The 12,250-nt window shown below is 56.7% G+C and carries 12 protein-coding genes; 7 read left to right on the forward strand and 5 right to left on the reverse strand.

What is annotated here, in order from left to right:
- Positions 1-233: 233 nt before the first annotated feature.
- The 6 genes from NW818_RS02325 to NW818_RS02350 all read left to right on the forward strand — a co-directional run bounded on the left by NW818_RS02325 (position 234) and on the right by NW818_RS02350 (position 7,293).
- A complete protein-coding gene (locus tag NW818_RS02325) occupies positions 234-776 on the forward strand; it encodes an FHA domain-containing protein (protein WP_414423732.1) in 543 nt (180 codons plus the stop codon).
- Positions 777-943: 167 nt separating this feature from the next.
- On the forward strand, positions 944-2,965 hold the full coding sequence (locus NW818_RS02330; protein WP_414423733.1) for an FHA domain-containing protein: 2,022 nt from the start codon (positions 944-946) through the stop codon (positions 2,963-2,965).
- 258 nt (positions 2,966-3,223) lie between these two features.
- The gene (locus NW818_RS02335; RefSeq protein ID WP_011431474.1) at positions 3,224-3,676 is read left to right on the forward strand and encodes a hypothetical protein; all 453 of its coding nucleotides are present in this window, start codon (positions 3,224-3,226) and stop codon (positions 3,674-3,676) included.
- Between the two features lie 121 nt (positions 3,677-3,797).
- Complete coding sequence (gene ispE / locus NW818_RS02340) at positions 3,798-4,733, forward strand: 4-(cytidine 5'-diphospho)-2-C-methyl-D-erythritol kinase (RefSeq protein ID WP_414423738.1); 936 nt, start codon at positions 3,798-3,800, stop codon at positions 4,731-4,733.
- Positions 4,734-4,887: 154 nt separating this feature from the next.
- Entirely contained in the window at positions 4,888-6,240 is a 1,353-nt protein-coding gene (gene accC / locus NW818_RS02345) for an acetyl-CoA carboxylase biotin carboxylase subunit (protein WP_414423734.1), read from the forward strand.
- Positions 6,241-6,312: 72 nt separating this feature from the next.
- The gene (locus NW818_RS02350) at positions 6,313-7,293 is read left to right on the forward strand and encodes a tyrosine-type recombinase/integrase (RefSeq protein ID WP_414423735.1); all 981 of its coding nucleotides are present in this window, start codon (positions 6,313-6,315) and stop codon (positions 7,291-7,293) included.
- Positions 7,294-7,457: 164 nt separating this feature from the next.
- Here NW818_RS02350 and NW818_RS02355 read toward each other — a convergent pair whose 3' ends face one another.
- From NW818_RS02355 to NW818_RS02370, 4 genes are all read right to left on the reverse strand, one after another.
- A complete protein-coding gene (locus NW818_RS02355) occupies positions 7,458-8,471 on the reverse strand; it encodes a hypothetical protein (protein WP_414344204.1) in 1,014 nt (337 codons plus the stop codon).
- Positions 8,462-9,064, reverse strand: a complete 603-nt coding sequence (locus NW818_RS02360) for a J domain-containing protein (RefSeq protein WP_083757641.1) — start codon at positions 9,062-9,064, stop codon at positions 8,462-8,464. The genes NW818_RS02355 and NW818_RS02360 overlap by 10 nt, the downstream gene beginning before the upstream one ends.
- A 96-nt stretch (positions 9,065-9,160) precedes the next feature.
- Positions 9,161-9,397: an ATP-binding cassette domain-containing protein gene (locus tag NW818_RS02365; RefSeq protein ID WP_414344206.1), complete on the reverse strand. Its 237-nt coding sequence runs from the start codon at positions 9,395-9,397 to the stop codon at positions 9,161-9,163.
- Positions 9,398-9,590: 193 nt separating this feature from the next.
- On the reverse strand, positions 9,591-10,016 hold the full coding sequence (locus NW818_RS02370) for a hypothetical protein (RefSeq protein ID WP_011433014.1): 426 nt from the start codon (positions 10,014-10,016) through the stop codon (positions 9,591-9,593).
- A 94-nt stretch (positions 10,017-10,110) separates the two neighbouring features.
- On the opposite strand from NW818_RS02370, the gene NW818_RS02375 reads away from it, so the two are divergent.
- The gene (locus NW818_RS02375) at positions 10,111-10,782 is read left to right on the forward strand and encodes an exopolysaccharide biosynthesis protein (RefSeq protein ID WP_414423736.1); all 672 of its coding nucleotides are present in this window, start codon (positions 10,111-10,113) and stop codon (positions 10,780-10,782) included.
- Between the two features lie 35 nt (positions 10,783-10,817).
- On the opposite strand, the gene NW818_RS02380 is transcribed toward NW818_RS02375, so the two are convergent.
- A complete protein-coding gene (locus tag NW818_RS02380) occupies positions 10,818-12,038 on the reverse strand; it encodes an S-layer homology domain-containing protein (RefSeq protein ID WP_414423737.1) in 1,221 nt (406 codons plus the stop codon).
- Between the last annotated feature and the right edge of the window lie 212 nt (positions 12,039-12,250).

Below are 12,250 nucleotides of genomic sequence, written 5' to 3' on the forward strand. Positions count from 1 at the left end.
CGCGGAAGCGGCGCGGAGCGTTTGGGCACGGTCTCCAGCAGGAATGTAACTCGGAGATCCCAACTCAGGTGATCCGGATCAGCGCAAGCCTTTGGTCAGGGGAGTAGGTTATAGTTATCCAAAAAGATAACAATTTTGACGAAAAAGACATCTTCTGCTTTCCCCAAGCTGACCTTTGGATATGCTGAAGCCGATCTAGGGAATGGAGGCGCTGAACGGTGGAGAATGGGATTGTGTGTCAACTCACTTTAGAATGGACCGAGGCCGACCGGCGCCGATCGCAAACGGTTTCGCCTGTCCCCTCTAAGCTGGTTACCATTGGACGGGATCCCGGCTGCGATGTGGTGCTTCACGACCCAACTCGCTCGGTTTCAGGAGTTCACGCCGGGCTTTATTTTGATCCCAAAACCTTAAACTTTCACATTCGCAACTTAACTCGGGATCGTTTGCCTCCTAAGCAGCCCAACCCCGTCTGGGTGAATGGCCGAAAAATAATTCAGGAAGAGCTTGCGCTTGAGGCCAATAGCCAAATTCAATTGGGGCGTATTGTGCTGAGCGTGAAATCTGTAGAGGTTACCAGAAAGGATCAAGGGGTTCCCCTCGGCCACGGTACTTTGGGCAACCTCAAGGTTAGGTGCAGCCGCCTGGAAAACCCTCACTATCTGCCCCCAGAATATCAGGGTCAGAATTGTCCCTACTGTGGGCATTTGGTCTTGAGTGCTACCTTGGTGGTTCCGCCTTCAGAAGCTGACAAAGCCCCGCGATCTCCTGTCTAGAGCGACGATCCTTCCATTTTTCTCTAGGGATCCCGGCGGCTAATCCAAGTCCCTGAGGGATTGAAAAATAAGGATCCCAGGCAAACTACAAGGTGACCCGTGAGGTCGCGTTGTTCTGTGTTTTCTCAACGGCCTCGTCATGATCTCCATAGGGGTGAGCAGAAGCTATGCAAATTCAACTGAGCTGGGAAGATCCCATCACCGAAGAACAGCAGGAGCTGATTTTTCCATTGCCTCTTGCCTTGGGCAGGGAGCTGGCCCAATTGCCACAGGAATGGCAAGGTCGAGAAGTGGCGCGGGCTGTGTTTGCCAGCCAGGAGATCTCCCGTTATCACGCCCTCGTCTATCTCGGTGAGGATGGCCAGGTCATCTATGAAGATCGCAGTGCCAACGGCAGCCGCATCAATGGGGAAAAAATCCGTCAGGCACGCCGGGTGCTCCAGGGGGGAGAAGTGGTGGAGCTTGGCCCCTACAGCATCACCGTGGGTTTGGTGTCCCCCAGGGATCCCAATGCCACCCTTCTGACCGCCACCCCTACTCTTTTGCTGGAGCCGCGCACCGAACTGATTCGCCCGGCCACCCAACCCGACACTGCATTTGAGGTTCCCCCGGCTTCCACGGTGGTTTTCGCCCCAGAGCAGCTTCCTGAAGTGCGGGCTGGCTCGGATTTTCCCCCGCCGGATTTGTTTCGAGCTGAGCAAATTGCCCTGAGCGCCCTCAAAGCCACCGGACTACCTGTGGAAGAGACCCTCTATTTGGCCTTGGGCGGCGGTATCGGCAGCTTTGTCTGGGTGGATACCCTGCGCATCTACGGGGTCAGACCGGAACACATCCGCGTCATCAGCATTGCCCGTAAACCCTACGAACGGTATGAACGGCTTTTGACCAACTGCCAGATCCCCCGCTGGAAGCGAATTCGCTCTGGCTCCGATTCTTGTCCAGACAACATTTGGGGCTGGCCTGGCTATGCTCTGCGGGATGCTTGGCGTTCCTTTTTCTCCGGCCGATTGTTGGAAGCATTCGGCTTTTTGTGGCAGGTATTTAGTGAGCCCTTGTTGGCAGATACCTATACGCCGCGGGCGGGGGATGTATTCGCCTCAATGGATCGGGAGGCAGCCCGAATTGGTTGGGAGCAAATGTTGTGTTACGGCCATATTCGCGCCATTCGCAAAACGGAGGATGGGCGATATGTGGTGGCCTATTCGGCAACGCGGCCCGGCCATACGGATCACCGTTTTATGGTGGCCAAGTATCTCCATTTGGCAACTGGATATCCGGCCATCAAGTTGCTCAACGACCTGCAGGAGTTTCGCGAAAAAACAGGAGATTTGAGATCGGTGGTACACGGCTATGAGCCTCATGATCACGTTTATGAGCAGTTGGAGAAACAAGGTGGCACCGTCCTAATTCGGGGATTTGGGATCGTCGCCTCTCAGGTGATGGAACGCCTTTACGAAGCCCGCAAAGTCAACCCCCGCATCTCGGTGGTGCATCTGAGCCGTGCGCCCAAAAGCGGTAATCGCTTCGGACGAGCCAAACGGGCAGTGGATAACCATTGGGAGTTTCAGCCCTTCAACTGGCCCAAGGGCACTTGGGGAGGAGTTCTGCGTGCCAAATTGGAAGCGGCGACCCCCCTGGAACGGCGCGAACTGCTGGAAGCTTGGGGCGGCACCACGACAGCAAGTCGGCGGAAATGGCGGCGGATCGTGCGGCAAGGGCTGCGGGAAGGCTGGTACTCGATTGTGTTCGGCAAGGTGGAGTCGGTGGTTCCCGGCGACAAGGGTAAGCCGGTAACCTACATTCGAGGTACCCACAACAACACGCAATTAAAGGTGGAGGCCGATTTCGTTATCGACTGTACGGGTTTGGTTTCGGATCCCATGACCAATCCTCTCCTCAACGACCTGATTACCCACTACAATCTGCCCCTCAATCCCCACGGACGCCTGCACGTTTCCAACGATTTTGAGCTGGCGGAGATGCGCAACCAGGATGGGCGGATGTACGCTGCCGGGATCATCACCTTGGGCGGGCCTTATGCGCCGGTAGATACGTTTTTGGGCTTACAGTACTGTGCCCATCGCTCGGTGGAACACCTGGCTCGACTGCGGGCACCGGGGGTCAAAGGCTTAGAAGGGATCCGATCCCTGTGGCAATGGTGCAAGTGGGCCCTAAACATCAGCCCCTAGCTTGCCGACATTGGGCAACGCTTCTGGATTTTGTGAGATGTTTTTGGTTATCAACGCTGTCCCACACGTAAAACATTGGCGGCACACCATGGCCATTCCTCATCGCGCTAGCCTCATGAAAGTGGCGTTGCGCTGAGCCCTAACTCTTCTCTACCAAAGGGAGAACGGATGGGGGTGAAGGCCAGAAGATTCTCTCAAACAGACCGGGAGCGAAATAGATCCTGATGATCTCGATAGGCAAAACTGCTGGAGGAAAAGATGACTCCGACCCTGATTGGCCGCTGGCAAACTCGCATTTTCTTATTGGCCACCGTTGGTGTTTTGGCAAGTTTACCCTTTTATTTTGGGATCACTGGACATGGCGGCAGCCTCACCTATTTTTGGGTGCTGTTCTACGTAGGTCTGTTTGGCTGTGTTTGGGATGTCGTTTATAACTACCTGATGGGGTGGATGTGGGATCACGATTGGCCTGGGATCCTTCAGCTTTTGGCCGGCATTTGGGAAGGGCTTTTTTTGGGTACAGTCTTGAAGGTGGTGGGTCTTCCTTATATCCCAACCCAACGGTTTGACTTGGGAGATTTTATTCTCCACTACAGTGTGGTCTGGGTTTGCCTTTACCTCAGCGCTTGGGTGGTAATGCGCATTTTGTTTCCCCGCTGGCGCTTTCGCGGTGGAGAGTGGCTGGGGCCATGGCCGCGCTCCGGCAGCTAGAAAGGGGATCCATTGCCGTTAGAATCGGGCTGGGAGACCTCCCCGGATAAGTCTGTGTTTTGATCAGGTCTGTACAGGCTAAGGGGAGTTGAGACTTGTTGCTGACCCAGATTTTCACCCCATGCAAGCCTGTACCCTGATTGCCCGCGCCAAGATCAACCTCTACCTGGAAATCCTCGGATCCCGTCCTGACGGGTATTCAGAGGTGGCGATGGTGTTGCAGAGCATTCATTTGGCGGATCGACTGCAGTTGAAGAGCCGTCCTCACGGGATCCACCTCACCTGCGATCGCCCAGAAGTGCCCACAGATGCCCGCAACCTCGCCTATCGAGCGGCTGAGCTGCTGCAAAAAGAGTGTCACTCTTCCGCCGGCGTGGAGATCCACATCGAAAAGCACATTCCGGTGGCAGCAGGCTTGGCGGGGGGCTCGGCTGATGCGGCGGCGGTTTTGGTGGGGTTGAACCAACTGTGGGGGCTGGGCCTGACGGTGGGAGAGTTGCAGAGCTTGGCAGCCCGTCTGGGATCCGACATTCCCTTCTGTATCCAGGGGGGAACGCAACTGGCCACCGGGCGCGGGGAAGTTTTGGAGCCGCTGGCCGATTGGGAAGGGATCCCTGTGCTGCTGGCCAAGCCCAAGCACCTGGGGGTTTCCACCGCCTGGGCCTATCAAGCCTTTCGTTCTCGTCAGGGGAGCTTGGGAGGGGATGCCCTACCCAAACCCACACTGCCCACCTTGCCGCAGGCGTTGGCGGCTCTCAGCCGTCAGGATCCGCCGGCGTTAGCCAGGAGTTTGCGCAATGACTTGGAACAGGTGGTTTTGCCGGAGTACGCGATTGTAGGGGAGCTGCGCCAAGCTCTTCTCTCGGCGGGGGCCCTGGGATCCCTGATGTCGGGGTCAGGGCCAACGGTCTTCGGGATCATGCCCAGCCTGGAGCTGGCCGCCCAAGCGCGCGACACCCTGCGTCGCCAGTTTCAAGATGTGGAGTTTTGGGTGACGCAGTTTGCCCCCACTGGGATTCTGCTGCAGCCGGATCCCTGTAGCCTCAGCCCCAGCTAGGTTGTCGGCTGGATTGGCCGGATGCGGGATCCCCACCAGCCTTCTCTATTCTTCCCTCTGGTTGGCATAGTAGGATGAGCACCTAAACTTAACCTTGCGTTCACAGACTGCTGGCTTTAGCGGTCAAGTTATCTCTCTGCTCTGAACCTCCCTCATGCCGCCCATCACCAAGATCCTGATCGCCAACCGGGGTGAGATTGCCCTGCGCATCATCCGCACCTGTCAGGAAATGGGGATCCGAACTGTGGCCGTTTACTCCACTGCGGATCAGAACTCCCTGCACGTCCAACTGGCGGACGAGGCTGTTTGCGTAGGAGATGCCCCGGTGGCCAAAAGCTACCTCAACATTCCCAACATCATCTCGGCAGCCCTCACCCGCGGGGCCACTGCCATTCATCCGGGCTATGGGTTCTTGGCGGAGAATGCCAAATTTGCCGAGATGTGTGCCGACCACAACTTGATCTTCATCGGCCCCTCGCCAGAGGCGATGCGCAAGATGGGCGACAAGGCCACGGCCCGCGAGACCATGCAAGCGGTGGGGGTGCCGACGGTGCCGGGCAGCCGCGGGTTGATCACCTCTGAGGAGGAGGCAGTGAAGCTGGCGGAGAAAATCGGCTACCCCGTGATCATCAAAGCCACCGCCGGTGGCGGGGGGCGGGGTATGCGGGTGGCGCGGGATGCCCAGGAGCTGCTGAAGATGCTGCGCACCGCTCAGGGGGAAGCCCAAGCAGCCTTTGGCAACGGCGGGGTTTACTTGGAGAAGTTCATCGAGCGCCCCCGTCATGTGGAGTTTCAGATCTTGGCGGATAGCCAGGGCAATGTGGTGCATCTGTACGAGCGGGATTGCTCCATTCAACGGCGGCATCAAAAGCTGTTGGAAGAGGCCCCCAGCCCGGCTTTGACTGCAAGCTTGCGCGCCCGCATGGGAGCAGCGGCGGTGAAAGCGGCCAAGGTGGTGAATTATGTGGGGGTGGGCACGGTGGAGTTTTTGCTGGACAAAAATGGCCAGTTCTACTTCATCGAGATGAACACCCGCATCCAGGTGGAGCATCCGGTTACTGAGATGGTGACCGGGCTGGATCTGATTGCCGAGCAGATTCGCATTGCCCAAGGTCAACCCCTCACCTTTCGCCAGAAGGATGTGGAGTTGCGGGGCCATGCCATCGAATGCCGCATCAACGCCGAGGATCCCAAGCAGCAGTTTCGGCCTTGCGCTGGCACGATCAGCGCCTATTTGCCCCCTGGAGGGCCGGGGGTGCGCATGGATTCCCACATCTACACCGACTACACCATTCCCCCCTACTACGATTCGCTGTTGGGCAAGCTGATCGTCTGGGGGCCTAACCGGGCGGCAGCCATCCGCCGCATGCAGCGGGCTTTGGGGGAATGCGCCATCACTGGGGTGCCCACCACGATCCCTTTCCACCAGCAGATCCTGCGCCATGAAGCTTTTTTGAGGGGCGAAGTGTACACGGACTTCATCGCTCAGCATTTGATGCCGGGGTAGGGGCCGAGTCCAAGCTGGAGCTTGCTCGCAGGGGAAGGATAGAGTTGGTTGAGGGTTGCCAGTGGGCTAAAGATGAGGGATCCCCGACCTGGTCAGGTTCGACAGACTCAACCGAGCGGCCCTGCTCCCAGTCTCAGCCATCTGGCGGCGCAATTTTTGCAGGAGCGGGAGCGGGATCTGGCCCCTGCCAGCCGCCGTACCTACCGCATTGCTCTGGAGCAGTTTGCCAAAACTTGCCCCGTGCCGCTGCCCCAGGTGCAGCCTGTCCACGTTCAGTCCTTTTTGAACAGCTTGAAAGGGCGACCATTCCAAAGCCGCTCTGGCCAGCGGATCCATCCGCCCGCTTCCCCGGCCACCTACAACCTGAAGCGGTTGGCCTTGCAGCAATTTTTTGAATGGGCCAGCCAACGGGGCTACCTTCAAGATCCCCTGCCCACCCAAGCCATTCGACCTGCCCGCCTACCCGCTCGTTTGCCTCGCGATCTGGATCGGTTGTTGTTGCAGCGGGTGTTGCAGCGGGCCCAAAACCATTCTCTGCGCTACGCGGCTTTGATTCGCCTGATGCTGGAGTGCGGGCTGCGGGCCCAGGAGCTGTTGGACTTAACCGTTCAAGATTTTCAAATCAGCCCTGAGGGATCCCTGTTGGAAGTGCGCTGTGGCAAGGGGAGTAAACCTCGCGCTGTGGCAGTAGGGGATCCCCTCTCCGAGCTGTTGCAACAGTATCTGAGCCGAGAACGGGGCCCGTGCGCGCCGACGGATCCCTTGTTTGTTTCCCAATCTCGCTGCTTGGCCTACCGGGGGCGCCCCCTCACCTACGATGGCCTGCGGCATATTGTGCTCAAGCTAACCGAGCCTGAGCCGGGACATCAAACCCCCCACCAGTTTCGCCACAGTTTTGCCACCTTGTTGCTGGATCGCGGCGTTGCCCCCGAACATATCCAGCACCTGCTGGGCCACACAACTGCCGCCATGACGATGCGCTACACCCAGCGGGCCAACTTGAGAGCAGCCATCGCCCGTTCCCGCGAGATCTTAAATCAGGGCTTGGTTTAGGGATCCCTGGCTGTACTATGGCCTCTGTCGTTTCCAGTGAGACAGACGCGGATTGCTCGCAGAAAGAGGGATCCCCAAAAAGAGATCAAGGATCCTCAAGGACGGACAAACCTGACTAAGGTGGTTGGAATGACCTGAAAACAACCGATAACCAATGGGTTATTTCAAGTTACACGCTGGAGAGGAATGTAGAGCACATGCTCTCTCCCCTTGCCAATGGGCAACTGCGGCCCAAGACTGGCCTTCTGTTGTCCCAACCAGATGATCAGGTTTTTGTTCTCAGGATAGTATTCCAAAACATACTTGATGAAGTCATCAATTGTACATGGCTCGTTGAAACCTCCCATCCACTGATGAAAGTGGCTATGCACTTCGCTGGCTATAGTAATCAGGTTGGAAAGATTTGCTGCAATCTTTGGATAGTGCGCTTCAGAGTAGAGATGGTGAACCGTTAGGCTACTGGCTGTTTTTCGAGTAACTCTACAGAGATTTTTATCCCTTCTTCTTGCAAGCTCTTTTGCTCTTTCTATCTGCCTTTGTCTATCCTGGATTGTCTTGACGATTGCCTGAATCTGGGGTTCAATGCGTTCGCCAACATCTCGACACCAGTCTTTTCTGTGGTTTTGCTTGAGGACTTCTACCATAATCTTGGCAAGCTCATAGATGCCTCGCAAAGAGAGGTAGACAGTGTCGTCGTTGCCAAAGCGTGTGTAATGAACGTCTTTGATGAGTTTACTTTGTTTTGATGCAATCTCAAGCGCTTTCTTAAGGTAATCAGTTCGAGTTCCAAAGATCGTCACAACATCTTGAAGAGATAGCCAAAACTGATCTTGCCTTCTGACCAGAGAGGAGCTGTTTTCGAGGATCCTATGATCCACCAGAGCCTTCTGCCTCTTGCGATACTCTTCCTTGAACCAATTCCTAATGCTTGTGTCTGTAGAGTACTTACGACCTTGCTCTGACCTAGACCTTAAAAAGGATAAAATGGCGTAAGCACCAGACTGCGTGTATTCTCTCAGCCCCGAACTTTTGTTGATAACGCGATAGTCTTTACCTTCCACCAGTTCCCACTCATCATCAGGGATACTGTCAAAGTAGGCTTCAATCTCCCTGAGTTCCTCAAGGCTGATACCCAAAAATTCGGCGAGCTTGTTTGAAGAAACATAGACTATAGCCATTGCTCAAATTTCTCCGTAAGGCTTTTGTAGAAGAGAGTCAATCGCTGGAAAATTTTGTCATCCCCGGTTGGAGAATCGGGATGGTAGATCTTGCTCAGGCGATAAAAGGCAGCTTTGATGTCCTCATTGGTAGCTCGATCGGGGTCAAGTCCAAAAACCCGCCATGGCAAGTCGTACTTGAAGATGTTGATCCCGTTGATGCAGCCATACCCCTCTTCCCCCTCTTCGTTGGGAAGGATCCCGATGTGCTGACGATAAATGCGCTCCAAATCGTCTATGTTGGATAAGCTCAGCTTGCCCATGCCGCTGGTTGCCAGTTTGAAGCTGGCTGACTTTCTCAGCTCGGCTGCGTTTTTAACGCCAAAGTGGTTGTAAATCGCTTTCTGCAGCTCTTTGACAGACAACCGAGGCGGTGGCTGTAGCTGCCTGACCACAAACCGCGCAAAATTCTCCAGGAGTTCCTTAGAGATGCCGTAGGTATCGGAAAGGCGCTGGATTTCTGCAGCAATCGCCCCTTGCGGATCGGGCTTGGTCTCTTCTCTTGAGGTTGCCCTAGTTGTTTTTGGTTTTGTGCTGGCGGCTTTTTTGGGCATGGCTTCCCCTCAAGTCAGTGATGCCAAGTGTAGATCCGCACAAAACTTATAGGCTGTCTGTGAATTTATTTGCACAATGATGCAGACAATCTTAGGTCAGTGTAACAATGTTGCCGGTACCTGTAAAGCTTTGCACCACATAAGCTTCGCCATACCGATGCCCAGTTGGATGGCTTGGTGTGGGGAGCAGATCCGCACTGGGCGGCCCCGCAGGCGAATCTCGCCAGCATCCGGCTGGTAGAGGCCCGCCAGCATGTTCATCAGGGTGGTTTTCCCGGCGCCATTCTCCCCCCGGAGAGCGTAAATCTCCCCGGCCCGTAGTTCAAAGTCCACGCTAGAGCGCCCCCAGCTTGCCTGTTCGGTTGAGTTCCCCCGCCAGGATCCCTACCAGACAGGCTCTCTCATAAAAAGGCTGATCATAAATGGAAGGCTCTCTGAAGAAAGAGGTACACAGGTTGAGTACCACCTTTCCTTGGCAGTGAACGTATTTCCGGCTACTTTTCAGCGCCAACTTGGGGCCGCCCCTTCAGCTTTTGGGGATCAGTCGCTTCGGACAGGCAGCACGGATGTGGGATTCGCTCAGGTCGGGCATGAGAGCCAAGGCCCGCTGGGCATCAATTTGCGCTTCGCACACCGCCTCCAACACCTGTTCGGCCATCAGGGAAAGGGGCATATCGGCAGTTTGTTCGGGATCGGTATCCAGGGAAATTTGTCGGACTCCCACAGGGGGGGGTGGCAACACCGGCGGAGCTGCCTGCGGGGACAGGGTGGTGGAAGTGCCCACCTCCAACTGCGCTTCTGCCAGGGCCACACCGCGCCCCACCATCAACAGGGATCCCAGCAGCAGGAGCCATCCCAGCCCACGCCCCCCTTTGCGGAACTGAGTCGGAGCCTTCTGCTGTCGCTCAAGGCTGCTGATGTTTACGGCCCTCTTGAACCTGTCACCGAGCATGTCACCTCTCCGAAACCACCCCTTTGCTCAAGATATCCAACACAACTTGAATTTGCAGTAGGCTATCGTTGGCCCTCCAGGTAGTGCCCACCCGTTGCCAAACTTTGCCCGCTCCAGCCCTGCCCCCTCTATGGCCCGTCTGTCTCAAGAGCTAGCCCGGTTTTCCCGCCTTCCCGAGAGCCCAGAGCAACCCGAACCCTCCCTGGAAGGGTTGATCCGCATCGAAGACATTCTAAAACTGGCGGGCGAGCGCAGTTTTGGCTTGTTTTTGGCGGTGCTCTCTTTCCCTTCTGCTTTGCCTCTGCCGGCTCCCGGCTATTCCACTCCCTTTGGCGTGGTCATCCTGTTGCTGGCCGCACAAATGCTGGCAGGGCGAACCACTCCTTGGCTGCCGAAATGGGTGTTGCAGACCTCTATTGAACGGAAGCATTTTCAAAAGTGGGTGCAGGCTGGGATCCCGTGGCTGCAGCGCATTGAAAACATTGCCCGTCCCCGCTGGCGGCAGCTCTGCACCACACGGCTCGGCCAAGTCTGGCTGGGCACCTGGATTGGCTTGATGGGGATTTCCATGATCATCCCCGTTCCAGGCACCAACACCCTGCCGGCGATGGGGGTTTTCGTCACCGCTTTTGGCCTCCTGGAAGAAGATGGGATCCTGTGCAGCTTGGGATCCCTGATCTGTGTAGCAGGAGGACTGCTGACCACTTCCATTTTGATCGGCCTGTGGTTGGGGGGAACAACCCTTTTGGATTGGCTGGGGAGATAGCCGTGCCGACACCGCTTATTCCGGCCTTGCACCGGTTATCGGGATGTCGGGGCCAGCGCCAGATCCTGAGTGAGGCGCAACTCGATCACCTGATTGGGATCCAGCACCACCACCTGTGGTGCCGTTACATTGCCAATTACCGCTCCGGCCACCCCCGCCCCCAGCACTTCTTCTGTGGCAATGGCATTGTCTCCGGTTACCAAGCCGAGAATGGCGCCCGCTGCCGCGCCGATGGCTGCATCCTGAATGATTTTGCCTGTGGTGGTGTAGCGGGGATCCTTGACATCGTGGATGATGTCTGACTGGGCAGCCAAGGGGAACAGTTGGTTGTTGACGATAATGCTTTCCGCCACAAAACGGGTGCCCCCTGGGGCCGGCTCAAAGCGGCCATCCACCCGCGAGCCAAAAGGCACCAGAATATCCCCCTGGGCGTTGCGAATCGGGTTGCGGACGATCAAAGACATGGGCCGGGTTTCGTTGGGGGCAATGAAGAGGCGCTCGTTGAAGGGGGTGGTGGTTTGCATCAGGGTGCCCGCCGCTAGGGTGGAAAGGCGCAGGTCAAAGCCTGGCTGGGAACCGGAGGGCAAGCCCCCTGGGTTTTGTGCCACCAAGGATCCCCGGTTAAGCATGGCCTGGTGGGTGAAGGCTGCTACCTCGGCACGGGTGGCGGGGCGGTTGGGTTCCAAGAGCATCGGGTCTGGATAATTGACAATCAACCCGGCGCGGTTGGCCGCCGCAATTTGTGCCAGGGCCCAATTGGGGATGGCTGCCGCATCTCGATAGCGGCTGAAGAGATCACTGGGCTGAGCGGCTGGGATCGCTCCCGTGTTGCCAATGGCGTTGGTCAAAACCACCAGCGCTTCGGTGCGGGTAACGGGCTGTTCAGGACGGAAGGTGCCATCAGGAAAGCCTGCGACTAAGTTGTTGGCCGCTGCCGTCGAGATGGCACTGGCTGCCCAGTGGGTGGGGGGCACATCCCGGAAGCCGATGAAAGTACCGGAGGTATTGCGGAGGCGGAAAGCGGTATTGACAATGGTGGCAAACTGAGCGCGGGTCACCGGCTCATTGGGGCGGAAGGTACCATCGGGGAAGCCGTTCAACACTCCTTGAGCGGAGAGGGTCTCAATGTAGGCTTGGGCCCAGTGACCAAAGGTGTCGCGGAAGGGAGCGGCCATGGCCACCTGGCAGTGGATGCCCAAGACAGCTCCCGATAGGAGTATGCCTGCTGCACGTGGAGTTAAAAGAGAGGGAAACATCGTTCGTTCACCGAGTTGTCGTAGCGCCCATCGCTGGGTCAATGGCTACTCTTATTCTGGCTATTTCCTCAGTGATGACAATGGCGGAAACCCTTGCTCTGTGGTAATTTGAGCGTTTCTAACCCAAGATTTGCAGCAAAACGCAACTGCAGAGGATTGATAAGGAAGCTCCTAAATCTCTGTCGCGTCAGCTAGAAATCGCAGGAGCCCCG

This window comes from Synechococcus sp. R6-5 (assembly GCF_047461775.1).
Taxonomy (GTDB): Bacteria; Cyanobacteriota; Cyanobacteriia; order Thermostichales; family Thermostichaceae; genus Thermostichus.

Excerpts from the sequence above, each read along its gene's own strand:
- ispE (WP_414423738.1), top strand. The coding sequence starts at position 3,798 with ATGCAAGCCTGTACCCTGATTGCCCGCGCCAAGATCAACCTCTACCTG.
- NW818_RS02360 (WP_083757641.1), bottom strand. The coding sequence starts at position 9,064 with ATGCCCAAAAAAGCCGCCAGCACAAAACCAAAAACAACTAGGGCAACC.
- NW818_RS02335 (WP_011431474.1), top strand. The coding sequence starts at position 3,224 with ATGACTCCGACCCTGATTGGCCGCTGGCAAACTCGCATTTTCTTATTG.
- NW818_RS02370 (WP_011433014.1), bottom strand. The coding sequence starts at position 10,016 with ATGCTCGGTGACAGGTTCAAGAGGGCCGTAAACATCAGCAGCCTTGAG.
- NW818_RS02380 (WP_414423737.1), bottom strand. The coding sequence starts at position 12,038 with ATGTTTCCCTCTCTTTTAACTCCACGTGCAGCAGGCATACTCCTATCG.
- NW818_RS02330 (WP_414423733.1), top strand. The coding sequence starts at position 944 with ATGCAAATTCAACTGAGCTGGGAAGATCCCATCACCGAAGAACAGCAG.
- NW818_RS02355 (WP_414344204.1), bottom strand. The coding sequence starts at position 8,471 with ATGGCTATAGTCTATGTTTCTTCAAACAAGCTCGCCGAATTTTTGGGT.
- accC (WP_414423734.1), top strand. The coding sequence starts at position 4,888 with ATGCCGCCCATCACCAAGATCCTGATCGCCAACCGGGGTGAGATTGCC.
- NW818_RS02350 (WP_414423735.1), top strand. The coding sequence starts at position 6,313 with ATGAGGGATCCCCGACCTGGTCAGGTTCGACAGACTCAACCGAGCGGC.